The organism is Nocardioides plantarum (genome assembly GCF_006346395.1).
GTDB lineage: Bacteria > Actinomycetota > Actinomycetes > Propionibacteriales > Nocardioidaceae > Nocardioides > Nocardioides plantarum.
Window position 1 is genome coordinate 811,808 of the sequence record NZ_VDMS01000001.1, and the last position, 14,830, is coordinate 826,637.

The following is a 14,830-nucleotide window of genomic DNA, read 5'->3' on the forward strand; positions in this document are numbered from 1 at the left end:
GAGCGCGGGCTGAGCGGGATCGCCCGGGTGTCGAGGGCCGGCGTGCTCGTGGGGGCGCTCACGGCGCCACCACCTCGTCGACGCGCAGCCAGGGGGCGCCGAGCACCTTCATCACCTGGGGCGCGAACGCCGGCGACTCGGCCACGACCCGCCGGGTGGGTCCCGCGGAGACGACCTCGCCCTCGGCGAGCACGACCACCTCGTCGGCGACCGTCGCCACGAACTCGACGTCGTGGGTGGCGACGAGCACGGCGTGGCCCTCAGCGGCCAGGTCGCGCAGGATGGCGGCGAGGGCGGCCTTGGCGTTGTAGTCGAGGCCGCGGGTGGGCTCGTCGAGGAGCACGACCCGCGGGGCCGGTGCGAGCACCAGGGCCAGGGCCAGCGCGAGCCGTTGTCCCTCGGACAGGTCGCGCGGATGGGTGGTGTCGTCGATGCCGGGCACCAGGCGGTCGAGGATGGTCCGGGTGCCCGGGCCGCCGGCGGCACACTCGTCGGCGACGGTCTCGAGGTAGAGCAGGTCGGAGGCGGTCTGCGGCAGGAGCGCCACCCGGCCCCGGCGACCGGCCGGGTCGAGAGCCGCGGTGTCGTCGCCGCCGAGGTCGACCGCGCCCGTACGGCGCTTGCGCGACCCCTGCAGGGCCCACAGCAGCGTGGACTTGCCGGCGCCGTTGCGTCCCATCAACGCGGTCACCCGACCGGCGTGCAGGGTGACGTCGACCTCGCGCAGGGCGACGGTGCTGCCGTGCACGACCCCGAGCCCCGCGGCGCGGAGGAGCGGCTCGTCGTGCAGGGGCGCCGCCACCGGCAGGGCGGGCAACGCCAGGCCGCGCGCCGCGCGCCGGGCGTCACGGACGGTCAGCGGGAGCGGCGTCCAGCCGGCCCGGCGCCCCAGCTCGACGATGGGGGGTACGACGGGCGAGCGGCCGAGCAGGTCGGCGGGCTCCCCCACCTCGCAGGTGCCGTCGCCCCGCATCAGCACCATCCGGTCGGCGAAGGGCACCACGCGCTCGAGGCGGTGCTCGGCCAGCAGCACGCTGACACCCACGTCGTGCACGAGCCGGGTCAGCGTCGCCAGGACGTCCTCGGCGGCGGTCGGGTCGAGCGCCGAGGTGGGCTCGTCGAGCACCAGCAGCCGCGGGTGCATGGTGAGGACCGACCCGATCGCGACCCGCTGCTGCTCGCCCCCGGAGAGCGTGTGGAGGTCGCGGTCACGCAGGTGCGCGATGCCGAGCAGGTCGAGGGTCTCCTCGACGCGGCGCCGCATCGTCTCGCCGGGCAGTCCCAGCTGCTCCATGCCGTAGGCCAGCTCGTCCTCGGCGGTGTCGGTCACGAACGCCGCGGCCGGGTCCTGACCGACGTAGCCGATCGCGTGCGCGCGCTCGCGGGGCGGGGCGTCGATGATGCTGACGCCGTCGAGCAGCACGTCGCCGCTCAGCACTCCCCCGCTGAACCGAGGCACCAGCCCGGTGACGACGCCGAGCAGGGTCGACTTGCCGACGCCGGTCGGGCCCGAGACGAGCACCAGCTCGCCCTCCTCGATCGTGAGGTCGACGGCGTCGAGGACCGCGGTCTCGTCGTAGGCCAGGGTGACCCGGCGCAGGTCGAGCAGCGGGGTGGTCGTCGGGGTGGTCATCGGGGCGTCCCGGCGACGCGCGGAGGTGGGGTGACGGCGACGGCGGCCAGGCCGAGCAGCCCGACGAGGAGCGCCAGGACGCTGACCTCCGGGACCGTGGTGACCGCCGGGTAGGCGATCCCCACCTCGTGCTGGTTGAGCCACCAGCCCAGCCCGCCGACGACGAGGCCGACGACGACCACGGCCAGCTCGGCGGCGCGCCACCGGTCGGGGCGGTAGCGGGTGCGCTGCACCCGGCGTCCGGCGTTGACCAGCCCGGCGACCGCGACGAGCGTGCCGACCACGAGCATCGGCCCGGCCAGCAGCCGGGGGGCGGTCTGGTCGAGCAGGGCGTAGACGCCGACCACGACGCCGCAGAGCCCGGCGAGCACGAGGGCCCCCGTCGTACGCCGCTCGGCGGCGGTCGCCGTGCCCGCGCGGCCGTAGCCGCGGGTGTCCATGCCGGCGGCCAGGGCCAGCGAGCGGTCGAAGGTGTCCTCGAGCACGGGCACCAGGAGGCGCCGCAGCCGCTTGACCCGGCCGGTGTCGCCGGCGCGCAGGGCCTGGGCGGCGCGGACCCGCTGGAAGCTCAGCGTGAGCTGGGGCAGCACGGTCACCGCGACGACCAGCGCGGTGCCGATCTCGTAGAGCGCCGGCGGCAGGCTGCGCAGCAGGCGCTTGGGGTTGGCCAGCGAGTTGGCGGCGCCGACGCAGATCACCAGCGTGGCCAGGCGCAGGCCGTCGTACAGCCCGGAGACCAGCGCCTCCCGCGTGACCGGCCCGAGCAGCGTGACGCCCAGCACGAAGTCGGGCAGCGGTACCTCGGGCAGGTCGAGCACCACCTCGCCCGGGTAGCCGCCGCCCAGGACGACGCGCCACAGCACCCGCAGCACGATCGCCGCGACGCCGAGCCAGACGTAGAAGCGGAACGAGCGCGCCCACGGGTGGTCGGTGCGCCGTGCGGTCACCACGACCGCCACGACACCCACGATCATCAGCAGGAGCAGGGGGTTGGTCGTCAACGACGCCGCAGTCGCGAGACCGATCGCCCACAGCCACCAGGCGACGGGGTGCAGGTCCCGCGGCAGGTGACCGGGCAGGTGACCGGGCAGGACGCTCATCGCGCCGTCACGGGGCCGTCCGCCGCCGTTGGAGGAGCAGGAACCCCCCGGCGAGTCCGAAGAGCAGCACGATCATCAGCGGCGCGAGCCACCCGGGCAGGCCGCCGTCGTCGCCGTCGGTGTCGGCCGAGGTCGGCGCGACCGGGTCGGCGAGGTCGGTCACGGCGTCGGTGGGCGTGGCTCCCGGCGTGGGTGCCTCGGGGTCGGTCGGCGTGGGGGTGCCGGTCGGCGTCCCGGTCGGGGTGCCGCTCGGCGTGCTGGGCTGCGAGGTGGACGCGCTCGACGGTGCGCCCGGGCCGGCCGTGGACGGCGTGGCCGGGGCGCCCGACGGCGGCGTGCTCGGGTCCGGCTGCCGGGTGGGCTGGCTCGAGGGCGAGGCCGGCTGCTTCGTCGGCTGCTGGGTCGGCTGAGCGCTGGGCGACGAGCTCGGGCTCGGCGCGGGACTCGTCGGGGCCGCGTGCGCTGCCGGCGTGTACGACGGGAGCTCGCTGCCCGGGACCTGGTCCCAGGCGAACGCGACGTAGCCGCCGTCGGGCACCTTCAGCGACCCGGCCCCGAGACTGGAGTAGGTCCACAGGCCCTTGCTGGACGGCTTGCCGTCGGACCACCACAGGCCCCAGTAGCGGTCGCTGTCGGGCGGTGTGCAGCCGGCCGGCCTGCCGCTGACCTGGCAGACGTAGCCGGGGTTGCCGGGCGCGTTGGCGTTGAGCGGGAACCCCGCCGCCGCGAACAGCGATGACGCGGTGTCGCCACCGCCCCCGGTGACGCATGCGCCCTGCACGGCACCGCCGAGCTCGTTGGGGTCGACGACGACCGTGACGCCGGTGCGGCCGGTGCACCCCGCGGCCTGGGCGGGTGCGGCGGGCAGCCCGACCCAGGCCGCCGCGACCAGGAGCATCGCGACGACCGGGCGGGCGGCCCGTCGGGTCACTTGACGACCGTGAACTTCGCCGAGGCCTTGCGGTCGGCGAACTGCCCGACGACGGTGACGGTCTTGGTACCGGTGATCGTCGAGGCCTTGAACGTCACGTTGAAGACGCCCTTGGCGTCGGCGACGCCCGACTTGGTCGTCGCGCCGGAGCGCACGGAGACCTTCTCGCCCACGGCGAGGCCGGTGACGATGGCCCGCTGGGTGGCGCCGCGGGAGACCTTGGCGCGGACCCGGAGGCCGAGCGTCTTGGCGCCCAGCGACTTGACGACCGCGGTCGCCGGCGAGCCGTCGACCCCGGTGAAGGTGAACGTCGTCGTCGCGGTCTTGGCCGGGGCCTTGACGGAGAACGCGACGCTGCCCGTGATCGAGCTGTACTTCTGGACCTTGCCGGTGCTCAGGCAGACCGCGGAGCCGGGGGTCGCGCCGGTGACCCGGACGGTGCTGGTCGAGCCGTCGGCGACGTACGTCGTGGGGCCGGCCGCCTCGAGGACGGTCGGGTCGGTGGGTGCCGACAGCAGGCCCTCGGCGGACTGGGCGGTGGCCTTGATGAACTGGCCCTCGCTGGCGGTGGTGATGCCGTCGGTCACCGCGTCGTCACGGGCGGCGTCGTCGAAGGCGACGGCCCCGAGCTCGGCGGCGGCGTACGGCGTGCAGGAGCCGACGTTGTCGAGCTGGTGGGCGCGCAGCCAGGCGGCACCCTTGACCGCCAGCGGCGTCGCGTAGTGGTCGAACGTCGGGTTGACCGTCGCGAGCTGGCGCAGCGCGGCGGTGGCCAGGCCGGTGCTGTTGGCGTTGGGCGCGCCACCGGTCGTCGTGCCGAAGCCGCCGTTGCCGCGCTGGGCGTTCTGCAGGAAGCCGACCGCCTTGGTGAGCACGTACGCCGCGCCGCCGCCGCTCGAGTCGTCGGTGTAGAGCGGGACGAAGGCGCTCACGGCGAGCGCGGTCGCGTCGACCGACGCGGCCGCGGGGTCGGCGCAGGCCGCGCTGGGGACGACGAAGTCCTGGGTGAAGGAGCCCGTGTCGGCGCACTGCTGCTGCGCCAGGTAGGCGGCGGCGGCCGGTGCCTTGCTGCTCCCGGCCGTGCTCAGCGCCGTCACGGCGAAGGACTGGCCGAAGTTGTTGGCGAAGTCGCCCTCGGGGTAGGCGGCGCCACCGCGGGTGACCTGGTCGGCGATCCGGCCCTCGGCGGACACGAGGCCCTCGAGGCGGGTGACGAGGTTGCCGTCGGGGTGCGTGGTCGGGTCGAGCCCGGCGGTCTGCAGGCCGACGATCGCCTTCGCCGTACCGCCGGCGGAGCGGCCCTCGACGAGGGGACCCGGGGTCGGGGGGTTCGTCGAGTAGTCGTCGTCGTTGTACTGGTAGTCGGTGTAGTCGCTCAGCCGCGAGGAGATCGCGTTGCCGATCGCGTCGACGTCGGCCGAGTGGCCGCCGATCGTGGCGAGCGCGACCTCGGCGTCGATGCTGCCGCCGAAGTCGGTGTAGGGGCCGAAGTTGTCGTAGCTCAGCAGCCCGCCGTCGAGCTGGCTGGACAGGTAGGCGGCGGCGTCGTCGGCCTGCGCCTGGCCGCGCTGCGGCGCCGGGGCGGCCTGCGCCGGGAGTGCTCCGAGGACGAGGGCCGGGACCGCGACGAGCGCGCCGGCACGGAGGAGACGTGACATGGGGTTCCTTCCCGCTGCACACAACGGGAGTCCCAGGGGGCCACCCGCTGCTTTTCCGCGACAGCGATGGTGAGGACGCGTCGCGTTGGGTGCTCCGGCTCGCGGCCGCCGTCCCTGGTTGCTGGACGGGCGGACACCTACGGTTGCGGGTCAGCGCCGGACTTCGACCGGCTTCCCCCGCCACGGGCGTGATGAATGATTCGCCGGAGCGTAACCCGACCCGATGGCACCCGGTTAGTCGTGACCGTGGTGTGCCCGTGGTCGTCACCGGCGTCGTGACCGGCGTGCAAGGCTTCCCCGGTGCTGACCGCCCTCCTCGCCCCCTCCGCTGACGACGCGGCCGCGGCGGTGACGGTCGGCGGCTCGGTGCTGACCCGCGGCGCCCTGCTCGAGGCGGTGTCGGCGATCGCCGGCGGGCTCCGCGCGGCCGGCGGACCGGTCGCGGTGCACGCCACCGCCTCGGTCGAGACGGTCGTGGCCGTGGTCGGCGGCCTGCTGACCGGGGTGGCCGTCGTCCCCGTGCCGCCCGACAGCGGGCCGGTCGAGCGCGAGCACGTGCTGCGCGACTCCGGCGCCACCGCCTGGGTGGGACCGGCCGAGCTGGCCGGCGGGCTGCCTCCGGTCGCCCGGCGCGCGGGCGACCTGGCGCCGTACGACCCCGACGCGACGGCGCTGGTGCTCTACACCTCCGGCACGACCGGGCTGCCCAAGGGCGTGCCGTCGACGGGACGTCGGCTGACCGCGTGCCTCGACGGGCTCGCCGAGGCGTGGGCCTGGACGCCGGACGACACCCTCGTGCACGGGTTGCCGCTGTTCCACCTGCACGGCCTGGTGCTCGGGCTGCTCGGCCCACTGCGGGTCGGGTCACCGCTGGTCCACACGGTGCGCCCCTCCCCCGCCGCGTACGCCGCCGCGCCCGGCACCGTCTACTTCGGCGTCCCCACGGTGTGGCACCGCGTGGTCGGCTCGCCGGCCGACGCGGCGGCCCTGCGGGGCGCGCGGCTGCTCGTGTCGGGCAGCGCTCCCCTGCCGGTCTCGACGTTCACCGCCCTCCAGGAGCTGACCGGGCTCGCGCCGCTCGAGCGCTACGGCATGACCGAGACCGCCATCACCCTGGCCGCCCGGGCCGACGAGCCACCGCGGGCGGGGTGGGTCGGGCGACCCGTGGGCGTGACCGAGACCCGCATCGTCGCGGCCGATGACGAGGGCATGGGCCGCCTGCAGGTGCGCGGCCCGTCGGTGTTCACCGGCTACCTGGGCAGGGCGTCCGACGACCTGGGCGACGACGGCTGGTTCGCCACCGGAGACCTCGCCGTCCGTGACCCCGACGGCTGGCACCGCCTCGTCGGGCGCGAGTCGACCGACCTGATCAAGACCGGCGGCTACCGCGTCGGCTCCGGCGAGGTCGAGGCGGTGCTCCTGGACCACCCGGCCGTCGAGGAGGCCGCGGTCGTCGGCGTACCCGACGACGACCTGGGCCAGCGGATCGTCGCCTACGTCGTCGGCTCCGGCGCCACCGGGCGCGAGGCCGAGCTCGTCTCCCTCGTCGCCGAGCGGCTCTCGTGGCACAAGCGCCCCCGCGACGTCGTCGTGGTCGACGAGCTGCCGCGCAACGCGATGGGCAAGGTCCAGAAGACCCTGCTCGGCTGACGTCGTCGGACCGAGGTCGCCCGGTGGCGGTGGCGGCGGCGGTGGCGGTGCGGCGGTGGCGGTGGCGGTGGCCAACTCGTTCAATCGAACGAGTTGGAGGCCGACGGGCCGCCCTCAGGCCCCGAACTCGTTCGATTGAACGAGTCGGAGGCCGTCAGCGCCCCGAGAGACCAGCAACTCGTGCGATTGAACGAGTGAGGTCCGGGGACCAACCTCAGCTGAGCCGCTCGAGCACCAGCTCGCGCACCCGACCGGCGTCGGCCTGGCCGCGCATCTCCTTCATGACCGCACCGATCAGCGCGCCGGCCGCGGCGTGCTTGCCGTCGCGGATCTTCTGCGCGACGTCGGGGTTGGCCTCGATGGCCTTGTCGACAGCCGCGCCGAGGGCGCCCTCGTCGGAGACGATGGCGAGGCCGCGGGCGGCCACGATCTCCTCGGGGGTGCCCTCGCCGGCCAGCAGCCCGTCGAAGACCTGGCGGGCCAGCTTGTCGTTGACGGTGCCGGCGTCGACCAGCGCCTGGACGGCGGCCACCTGGGCCGGGGAGACCCCGAGGTCGGCGATGTCGACGCCCGACTCGTTGGCGCGGCGGGCCAGCTCGGTCAGCCACCACTTGCGGGCGGCCTGCGGCGCGCAGCCCTCGGCCACGGTCGCCTCGACGAGCCCGAAGGCGCCGGCCCCGACGGTGTCGCGCATCTCGAGGTCGGTGAAGCCCCACTCGGCCTGCAGCCGGGCGCGCTTGACGGTGGGGTTCTCGGGGAGCGTGCCGCGCAGCTCGTCGACCCACTCGCGCGAGGGGGCGACGGGCACCAGGTCGGGCTCGGGGAAGTAGCGGTAGTCGTCGGCGTCGGACTTCTCGCGACCCGAGGTCGTCGTACCGGAGCCCTCCTGCCAGTGCCGGGTCTCCTGCAGGATCGAGCCGCCATCGTTGAGGATCGCGGCGTGGCGGCGCATCTCGTAGTGGGCCGCGCGCTCGACGGAGCGGTAGGAGTTGACGTTCTTGGTCTCGGTGCGGGTGCCGAGCACGCCGGAGCCCTTGGGCGAGAGCGACAGGTTGACGTCGGCGCGCAGGTTGCCCTGGTCCATCCGGGCCTCGGAGACGCCCAGGGCGACGATCAGCTCGCGCAGCTGGGCGACGTAGGCCCGCGCGACGTCGGGCGCCTTGGCGCCGGCACCGAGAATCGGCCGGGTGACGATCTCGATGAGGGGGATGCCGGCGCGGTTGTAGTCGACCAGCGAGTAGTCGGCGCCCTGGATGCGCCCGGTGGAGCCGCCGACGTGCAGCGACTTGCCGGTGTCCTCCTCCATGTGGGCGCGCTCGATCTCGACCCGCACGATCTCACCGTCGACGTCGACGTCCATGTAGCCGTCGAAGGCGATGGGCTCGTCGTACTGGGAGGTCTGGAAGTTCTTCGGCATGTCGGGGTAGAAGTAGTTCTTGCGCGCGAAGCGGCACCACTCGGCGATGTCGCAGTTGAGCGCCAGCCCGATCCGGATCGCCGACTCGACGGCCTTGCCGTTGACGACCGGCATCGCGCCGGGCAGGCCCAGGCAGGTGGGGCAGGTCTGCGTGTTGGGCTCGCCGCCGAAGACGGCGGGGCAGCCGCAGAACATCTTGGTGTGGGTGTTGAGCTCGACGTGGACCTCGAGCCCGAGGGCCGGGTCGTACGCCGCCAGCACGTCGTCGTAGTCGACCAGAGCGTCGGCCATCACAGGGTTCCTTCCAGGTCGGGCGCCTTGTCGAGCAGCGGTCCGCCCCACGCGTCGAGCAGCGCGGCCTCGAGCGCCGCGCCCACGCGGTAGACCCGGTCGTCGGCGAGGGCCGGCGCCAGGATCTGGATGCCGGCGGGGAGGCCGTCCTCGTCGGCGAGGCCGCTGGGCACCGAGATGCCAGGGACGCCGGAGAGGTTGGCGGGGATGGTCGCGAGGTCGTTGAGGTACATCGAGAGCGGGTCGTCGAGCTTCTCGCCGAGCTTGAACGCCGTGGTCGGCGCCGTCGGCGACAGCAGCACGTCGGCCTGCGCGAAGGCGGCCTCGAAGTCGCGGGTGATGAGCGTGCGGACCTTCTGGGCCTGCCCGTAGTAGGCGTCGTAGTAGCCGCTGGACAGCGCGTAGGTGCCGAGGATGATGCGGCGCTTGACCTCGTCGCCGAACCCGGCGTCGCGGGTGGCGCGCATGACGTCCTCGGCCGACGGCGACGCGACGCCCTCGGGCAGCACCCGCAGGCCGTAGCGCATCGCGTCGAACTTGGCGAGGTTGCTCGACGCCTCCGCCGGCAGGATCAGGTAGTAGGTCGCCAGCGCGTGCACGAACGTCGGGCACGACACCTCGACGACCTCGGCGCCCATGCCGACCAGCAGGTCGACCGACTCGGTGAACCGGGCCATCACGCCCGGCTGCCAGCCGTCGCCGGCCAGCTCGCGGATGACGCCGACCTTGAGGCCCGACAGGTCGCCGTCGGCACCCCGGCGCGCGGCGCCGACGAGGTCGGGCAGCGGCACGTCGGCCGAGGTGGAGTCGCGCGGGTCGTGGCCGCCGATGAGCTCGTGCAGCAACGCGGAGTCGAGCACCGTGCGGGTGACCGGGCCGACCTGGTCGAGCGAGTTGGCCAGCGCCACCAGCCCGTAGCGCGAGACACCGCCGTACGTCGGCTTGACGCCCACGGTGCCGGTGACCGCCCCGGGCTGGCGGATCGAGCCGCCGGTGTCGGTGCCGAGCGCGAGCGGCGCCTCGTAGGAGGCCACCGCGGCCGCGGAGCCACCGCCGGAGCCGCCGGGGATGCGGTCGAGGTCCCACGGGTTGTGGGTCGGTCCGTAGGCGGAGTGCTCGGTGGAGGACCCCATCGCGAACTCGTCCATGTTGGTCTTGCCGAGGATCGGCAGCCCCGCGGCCTTGAGGCGCGCGACCACCGTGGCGTCGTACGGCGGGATCCAGCCCTCGAGGATCTTGGAGCCGCAGGTGGTCGGCAGGCCCTCGGTCACCAGCACGTCCTTGACCGCGATCGGGACGCCGTCGAGCAGGTGGAGCGGGGAGCCGGCGGAGCGGCGCTCGTCGGAGGCCGCCGCCTGCGCCAGGGCGCCCTCGGCATCGACGTGCAGGAAGGCGTGGACCGCGCCGTCGACCGCGGCGATCCGGTCGAGGTGGGCCTGGGTGAGCGCGACGGAGGTGGTGGTGCCGTCGGCGAGCGCGCCGGCCATCTGCGCCGCGGTCTGCTTGATTACGGGGTCGCTCACTGCTCGTCCCCCAGGATCCGCGGGACGGCGAAGCGCTGCTGCTCCTGCTCGGGCGCACCCGACAGCGCCTGCGCGGCGGTGAGGCCGGGCACGACGACGTCGTCGCGGAAGACGTTGGTCAGCGGCAGCGGGTGCGAGGTCGGCGGTACGTCGGCACCGGCCACCGCGCTGATGGAGGCGACGGACTCGAGGATGACCGACAGCTGCGGCGCGAGGTGGTCGAGCTCCGCGTCGTCCAGGTCGATCCGGGCGAGCGTCGCCAGGTGGGCGACCTCGTCACGGGTGATCTCAGGCATGGCACGAGCCTAGTGGCGCCGGCCTTCCCCGCGTCGGTCGAGGTGCGACGAGCGCTGGCGACGAGCCTCGAGACCACCGCAGGTGCGGCGCGAGTCGCCGTGGTGCTGCGGAGGCCTCGAGGCTCGCTGCGCTCGCACCTCGACCGACGTGTGGGCAGACTGGACCCATGCCCGTCACCCGCGGATTCACCGGCAAGCGCCGCGGCGAGGCCGCCGGGCGCTCCGACCGCCTCCCGCCCGGCCAGTACGACGTCGGGCGCGAGTGGCCCACGCTGACCGCCGAGGCCACGCCCCATCTCGACCCCGAGCACTGGTCGATCACCGTCGACGGCCTCGTCGAGAAGCCGGTGACCTGGTCGTGGCGCGAGCTGCACGCGCTGCCCGGCGACGCCTACTTCGGCGACATCCACTGCGTCACGACGTGGAGCCGCTTCGACGTGACCTTCGCCGGCGTCAGCGTCGACGTGCTCCTCGAGGCGGCGGGCCCCCTGCCCGAGGCGGCGTACGTGATGGCGCACTCGACGACCGGCTACACGACCAACCTGCCGATCGCCGACCTCACCGGCGGCAAGGCGTGGGTGGTGTGGGAGGCCGACGGCAAGCCGCTGAGCGACGAGCACGGCGGGCCGGTGCGGCTCCTGGTGCCGCACCTCTACTTCTGGAAGTCGGCCAAGTGGGTCACCCGGCTCGAGCTAATGGCGCGCGACCGGCCGGGGTTCTGGGAGCAGAACGGCTACCACGACCGCGGGGACCCGTGGCTCGAGCAGCGCTACCAGGGCGACCCGTAGTGGCGACCTCGACGAGCTGGTCGACAGCCACCGTCGCCGAGGTCGACCGCCCCGACGGCCGCCTCGCGCGCGTTCGCCTCGACGTCGCCGACCGCGTCGCGCACCGCCCGGGCCAGCACTACGTCGTCCGCCTGCGCGCCCCTGACGACTACACCGCCCAGCGCTCCTACTCGATCGCCTCCGACCCGGCCGACCCGCTGGTCGAGCTGATGGTCGAGCGGCTCCCCGACGGCGAGGTCTCGGGCCACCTGCACGACGTCCTCGAGCCCGGCGACCAGCTCGAGGTCCGCGGGCCCCTCGGCGGCGACTGGTTCACCTGGGCCGGCGAGACCACCGCGGTGGCCGTCGGCGGCGGCAGCGGGATCGTGCCGATCGTCTCGATGCTGCGGTACGCCGCGCGCACCGGTCAGGCCGACCGGCTGCGGGTGATCGCGGTCGGGCGCAGCCTCGACGAGCTGCCCTACGCCGAGGAGCTGCTGGCCGCCGGCGCCTTCGTCGCGCTGACCCGCGAGAACCTCGGCAGCCGGGTCGCGGCGCCGCCGTACCCCGAGGAGGTCCGCGACCTCGTCGACCTGCCGACCCCCGCCGAGCGGGCCTACGTCTGCGGGTCGGTCGGCTTCGCCTCGTTCGCGACGCGGGTGCTGGGCGAGGCGGGCATGCGGGTGAGCGAGATCCGGGTCGAGCAGTTCGGCGCCAGCGGCTGATCCACCGACCTACTCGCGGACCAAGGTGACGGTGCGCTCCCCCGGCTCGAAGCCGAGGCCCCGGTAGAGCACCCTGGGCACGGGGTAGTCCTGGTCGCCGCGAGGGCACACCAGCGCCTCGGTGGCTCCGGCCGCGCGAGCGGCGTGCATCGCGGCCAGGCTGACGGCCGCTGCCAGCCCGCGCCTGCGGTGGCCCGGCGCGCACCCGACCGGCTCGATCAAGGCGACCCCGGTGGCGACGTCGAGCCACACCAGGCAGGACGCCACCCAGGCGCCGTCGGGCCCGATCGCCACCCAGTCGAGGTCGGCCCGGTAGGGCTCGGTCCCCATCAGGGCGTCGTACGCCACCGTCGAGACGCGCGAAGTCCCGCCGGGCGGCGTCCAGGCGGCGCGGTGGCAGGCCGACCGCGGCGCGGCCTCGCCCTCCCGCACCGCGCGCAGGCGGTATCCCGGCACGTCGGGCACCGGCCGCAGCCTGGCCAGGTCGGCCGGGCCGAGGTGGTGGTGGGTGAACCACGGCGCCTTCTCGGGCACGAACCCCGCCTCGCCCAGCACGGTCAGCGCCAGGTGGTCGGACGCCATCACCATCGTGCGGGTCGGACCCTCCGGCGCCCGGTCGACGAACCACGCGACGATCTCGCGCGCGACGTCGGTGGCGTAGACGTGGGCACCGTCCACGCAGAGCTCCAGCCAGTCGGGCTCCTCCGCCCAGCCCCAGCCGACGACCTCGCCGCCCTCGACCCAGGTCCGCACCACGTCCGAGGTCGCCTCGGCGTACCGCGAGCTCCACGCGAGCTGGCCCGGGTGATGTCGAGCCGTGCGCGACCACGTCCGCGACGCGAGGGCCTGCATGGCGTGGAGGTCGTCGTCACGCATGGCGTGACCCTAGTGGCGGCGAGCGCTACGAGGGCTCGCCCACGTCGATCCGGTTGCCGTCGGGATCGGCCATCACGAAGGTGCGCAGCCCGAAGTCGGCGTCGCGCAGTCCCTTGACGATCCGGACGCCGTGCGCGGTGCAGTGATCGTGGAACGCCGACACGTGCTCGACCATCAGGTGCGCCACGTTGGCGGCGCTCCCCCGGTGCCCGGTCCGGAGCGTCAGGTGCAGCTCGGCCGCGTCGCGCTCGAGGATCACGAAGCCGACCGGATCGCCGTTGCAGAAGACGACCTCGAAGCCGAGCACGTCGACGTAGAAGGCCAGGGCGCGGGGCAGGTCGGACACCGAGATCGTCGGTGCGACCCGACCGAAGGCGAACGCGGGGGTGACGGGACGGTGGGTCATGGGCGCTCCTCGTGGTGAGGACCGGCGTCGCTCCGAGAGCGGGACGGTGCCCACCCCGGTGCTCGGTCCCAGGGAGCGGAGCGGTGTCCGCGCGATGGACCGATCATAGGACGGTTCGGTGACGTGTCACCTCCCGACGGGTGGTTGAAGATTCACCCTTGCCCTCCCCAAGGGTGAGTAGGGCGTAGGTCGGCGTCGATAGCGTCGGGGCATGACGAAGCTCGCGATCATCTACTACTCCAGCTACGGCACCGGCCACGCGATGGCCACCCGCCTGGCCGCCACCGCCGAGGCCCAGGGCGCCGAGGTGCGCCTGCGGCACGTGCGCGAGACGGCTCCCGACGAGGCCGTGCAGAGCCAGGAGCCCTGGGCCGCCCACGTCGCCGAGATGAAGGACAAGCCCGTCGCCCAGCCCGACGACCTCGACTGGGCCGACGCGGTGATCATGGGGTCGGGCACGCGCTACGGCCACATCACCAGCCAGCTGCAGTCGTTCATCGACACCCTCGGACCGCTCTGGGGCCAGGGCAAGCTCGCCGACAAGGTCTACGCCGCGTTCACCTCCAGCCAGACCAAGCACGGCGGCCAGGAGACGACGCTCGAGGCGATGAACACGACGTTCGCCCACTTCGGCGGCATCATCGTGCCCCCCGGCTACACCGACCAGGTCAAGTTCAACGACGGCAACCCCTACGGCGTCGGCAAGGTCACCGGCGAGTCGCCGGAGCTCAACGACACCGACAACGCCGCGCTCGACCACCTGGTCACCCGGGTGCTGACGATCGCCGGCAAGCTCAACGCCTGACCCACCGCAGCGGTCAGGGCTCCAGCGCTCGACGCACCGCCTGCACGACCTCCTCGACGGGCCGGTCGCCGCGCAGCACCACCACCGTGGTGTCCTGCGCAGCGGCCGGCCCGCCCGTCGTGTCGCCCGCCGCCGCCAGGACGCTGGACATCGCGTCGTCGTACTCGTGCCACGGGTCGGTGGTCTCGCCACGCAGCCAGCGCCGCAGCACGACGTTGTGGGCGGTGACGACCGAGGCGGCCAGCAGCTCGGCGTGCAGGTCGACGTCGGGGCCGCCCACCTCGGCGAGCCAGCGGCGCAGGTGCTCGCGGAAGAGCCGCTGGTAACCGACCATGCTGGCCACCTCACGGTCGCGCAGCGCCGGCACCGACCGGGTCAGCCGGTAGCGGCTCAGCGCCACCTGGCCCTCGGCGAGGTACTGCGCCAGCACCAGCCCGGCCGCCTCGCGCAGTGCCACCCGGTAGGTCTGGGAGGTGCCGGTGTCGAGGCGCGCCTCGATGCGCGCCTGCAGCTCGTCGTGCCGCGGGAAGATCACGTCGTCCTTGGAGCCGAAGGCACGGAAGAACGTCGAGCGGCTCACCGCGGCTCGCTCGACGATCTGCTCGACCGTGGTCGCGTCGTACCCCTGCTCGTCGAAGAGCGCGAACGCCGCATCGACCATCCGCTCGCGCGATGTCCTGGGGTTCCTGGCTGCCATGTTGGGATTGTGCCGCCTGCCGTGTGAGACTCGGTATCGCCGAGACGATACCGAG

At 74.0% G+C, this 14,830-nt stretch carries 14 protein-coding genes; 4 read left to right on the forward strand and 10 right to left on the reverse strand.

Annotation, left to right across the window (positions count from 1 at the left end):
• Window positions 1-58: 58 nt before the first annotated feature.
• From FJQ56_RS03680 to FJQ56_RS03695, 4 genes are read right to left on the reverse strand one after another with little or no spacing between them, the layout of a single operon-like run.
• Complete coding sequence (locus tag FJQ56_RS03680) at window positions 59-1,633, reverse strand: ABC transporter ATP-binding protein (RefSeq protein WP_140007832.1); 1,575 nt, start codon at window positions 1,631-1,633, stop codon at window positions 59-61.
• A complete protein-coding gene (locus tag FJQ56_RS03685) occupies window positions 1,630-2,733 on the reverse strand; it encodes an energy-coupling factor transporter transmembrane component T (RefSeq protein ID WP_140007833.1) in 1,104 nt (367 codons plus the stop codon). Before FJQ56_RS03685 ends, FJQ56_RS03680 begins: the two co-directional genes overlap by 4 nt.
• Window positions 2,734-2,740: 7 nt before the next feature.
• Entirely contained in the window at window positions 2,741-3,664 is a 924-nt protein-coding gene (locus FJQ56_RS03690) for a hypothetical protein (RefSeq protein WP_140007834.1), read from the reverse strand.
• The gene (locus FJQ56_RS03695) at window positions 3,661-5,322 is read right to left on the reverse strand and encodes a hypothetical protein (protein ID WP_140007835.1); all 1,662 of its coding nucleotides are present in this window, start codon (window positions 5,320-5,322) and stop codon (window positions 3,661-3,663) included. Before FJQ56_RS03695 ends, FJQ56_RS03690 begins: the two co-directional genes overlap by 4 nt.
• Before the next feature lie 300 nt (window positions 5,323-5,622).
• Here FJQ56_RS03695 and FJQ56_RS03700 point away from each other — a divergent pair, with 300 nt between their 5' ends.
• Window positions 5,623-6,972: an AMP-binding protein gene (locus tag FJQ56_RS03700; protein WP_211350737.1), complete on the forward strand. Its 1,350-nt coding sequence runs from the start codon at window positions 5,623-5,625 to the stop codon at window positions 6,970-6,972.
• 214 nt (window positions 6,973-7,186) lie between these two features.
• Here the strand turns inward: FJQ56_RS03700 and gatB are convergent, their stop codons facing one another.
• The 3 genes from gatB to gatC are packed head-to-tail and all read right to left on the reverse strand — an operon-like array spanning window position 7,187 to window position 10,499.
• Window positions 7,187-8,680 (reverse strand): Asp-tRNA(Asn)/Glu-tRNA(Gln) amidotransferase subunit GatB, encoded by a 1,494-nt coding sequence (gatB, locus tag FJQ56_RS03705; protein WP_140007836.1) that lies wholly within the window; start codon window positions 8,678-8,680, stop codon window positions 7,187-7,189.
• Window positions 8,680-10,167, reverse strand: coding sequence for an Asp-tRNA(Asn)/Glu-tRNA(Gln) amidotransferase subunit GatA (gene gatA, locus FJQ56_RS03710; protein ID WP_211350869.1), 1,488 nt, complete (start codon window positions 10,165-10,167; stop codon window positions 8,680-8,682). The genes gatB and gatA overlap by 1 nt, the downstream gene beginning before the upstream one ends.
• A gap of 32 nt (window positions 10,168-10,199) precedes the next feature.
• Window positions 10,200-10,499: an Asp-tRNA(Asn)/Glu-tRNA(Gln) amidotransferase subunit GatC gene (gatC, locus tag FJQ56_RS03715; protein ID WP_140007838.1), complete on the reverse strand. Its 300-nt coding sequence runs from the start codon at window positions 10,497-10,499 to the stop codon at window positions 10,200-10,202.
• A gap of 167 nt (window positions 10,500-10,666) precedes the next feature.
• Here gatC and FJQ56_RS03720 point away from each other — a divergent pair, with 167 nt between their 5' ends.
• Together FJQ56_RS03720 and FJQ56_RS03725 are read left to right on the forward strand one after the other, a co-directional pair.
• Window positions 10,667-11,287, forward strand: a complete 621-nt coding sequence (locus FJQ56_RS03720) for a sulfite oxidase-like oxidoreductase (protein ID WP_140007839.1) — start codon at window positions 10,667-10,669, stop codon at window positions 11,285-11,287.
• Entirely contained in the window at window positions 11,287-11,991 is a 705-nt protein-coding gene (locus FJQ56_RS03725; RefSeq protein ID WP_211350738.1) for an FAD-binding oxidoreductase, read from the forward strand. The genes FJQ56_RS03720 and FJQ56_RS03725 overlap by 1 nt, the downstream gene beginning before the upstream one ends.
• Before the next feature lie 9 nt (window positions 11,992-12,000).
• Here the strand turns inward: FJQ56_RS03725 and FJQ56_RS03730 are convergent, their stop codons facing one another.
• On the reverse strand, window positions 12,001-12,867 hold the full coding sequence (locus FJQ56_RS03730) for a hypothetical protein (RefSeq protein WP_211350739.1): 867 nt from the start codon (window positions 12,865-12,867) through the stop codon (window positions 12,001-12,003).
• Window positions 12,868-12,892: 25 nt separating this feature from the next.
• Window positions 12,893-13,273, reverse strand: a complete 381-nt coding sequence (locus FJQ56_RS03735) for a glyoxalase superfamily protein (RefSeq protein WP_140007841.1) — start codon at window positions 13,271-13,273, stop codon at window positions 12,893-12,895.
• Between the two features lie 211 nt (window positions 13,274-13,484).
• Here FJQ56_RS03735 and wrbA point away from each other — a divergent pair, with 211 nt between their 5' ends.
• Entirely contained in the window at window positions 13,485-14,078 is a 594-nt protein-coding gene (wrbA, locus tag FJQ56_RS03740) for an NAD(P)H:quinone oxidoreductase (protein ID WP_140007842.1), read from the forward strand.
• Window positions 14,079-14,091: 13 nt separating this feature from the next.
• On the opposite strand, the gene FJQ56_RS03745 is transcribed toward wrbA, so the two are convergent.
• Window positions 14,092-14,775, reverse strand: coding sequence for a TetR/AcrR family transcriptional regulator (locus FJQ56_RS03745; protein WP_140007843.1), 684 nt, complete (start codon window positions 14,773-14,775; stop codon window positions 14,092-14,094).
• Window positions 14,776-14,830: the final 55 nt, after the last annotated feature.

Excerpts from the sequence above, each read along its gene's own strand:
- FJQ56_RS03680 (WP_140007832.1), bottom strand. The coding sequence starts at position 1,633 with ATGACCACCCCGACGACCACCCCGCTGCTCGACCTGCGCCGGGTCACC.
- FJQ56_RS03685 (WP_140007833.1), bottom strand. The coding sequence starts at position 2,733 with ATGAGCGTCCTGCCCGGTCACCTGCCCGGTCACCTGCCGCGGGACCTG.
- FJQ56_RS03695 (WP_140007835.1), bottom strand. The coding sequence starts at position 5,322 with ATGTCACGTCTCCTCCGTGCCGGCGCGCTCGTCGCGGTCCCGGCCCTC.
- gatB (WP_140007836.1), bottom strand. The coding sequence starts at position 8,680 with ATGGCCGACGCTCTGGTCGACTACGACGACGTGCTGGCGGCGTACGAC.
- gatA (WP_211350869.1), bottom strand. The coding sequence starts at position 10,167 with ATGGCCGGCGCGCTCGCCGACGGCACCACCACCTCCGTCGCGCTCACC.
- gatC (WP_140007838.1), bottom strand. The coding sequence starts at position 10,499 with ATGCCTGAGATCACCCGTGACGAGGTCGCCCACCTGGCGACGCTCGCC.
- FJQ56_RS03720 (WP_140007839.1), top strand. The coding sequence starts at position 10,667 with ATGCCCGTCACCCGCGGATTCACCGGCAAGCGCCGCGGCGAGGCCGCC.
- FJQ56_RS03730 (WP_211350739.1), bottom strand. The coding sequence starts at position 12,867 with ATGCGTGACGACGACCTCCACGCCATGCAGGCCCTCGCGTCGCGGACG.
- FJQ56_RS03735 (WP_140007841.1), bottom strand. The coding sequence starts at position 13,273 with ATGACCCACCGTCCCGTCACCCCCGCGTTCGCCTTCGGTCGGGTCGCA.
- wrbA (WP_140007842.1), top strand. The coding sequence starts at position 13,485 with ATGACGAAGCTCGCGATCATCTACTACTCCAGCTACGGCACCGGCCAC.
- FJQ56_RS03745 (WP_140007843.1), bottom strand. The coding sequence starts at position 14,775 with ATGGCAGCCAGGAACCCCAGGACATCGCGCGAGCGGATGGTCGATGCG.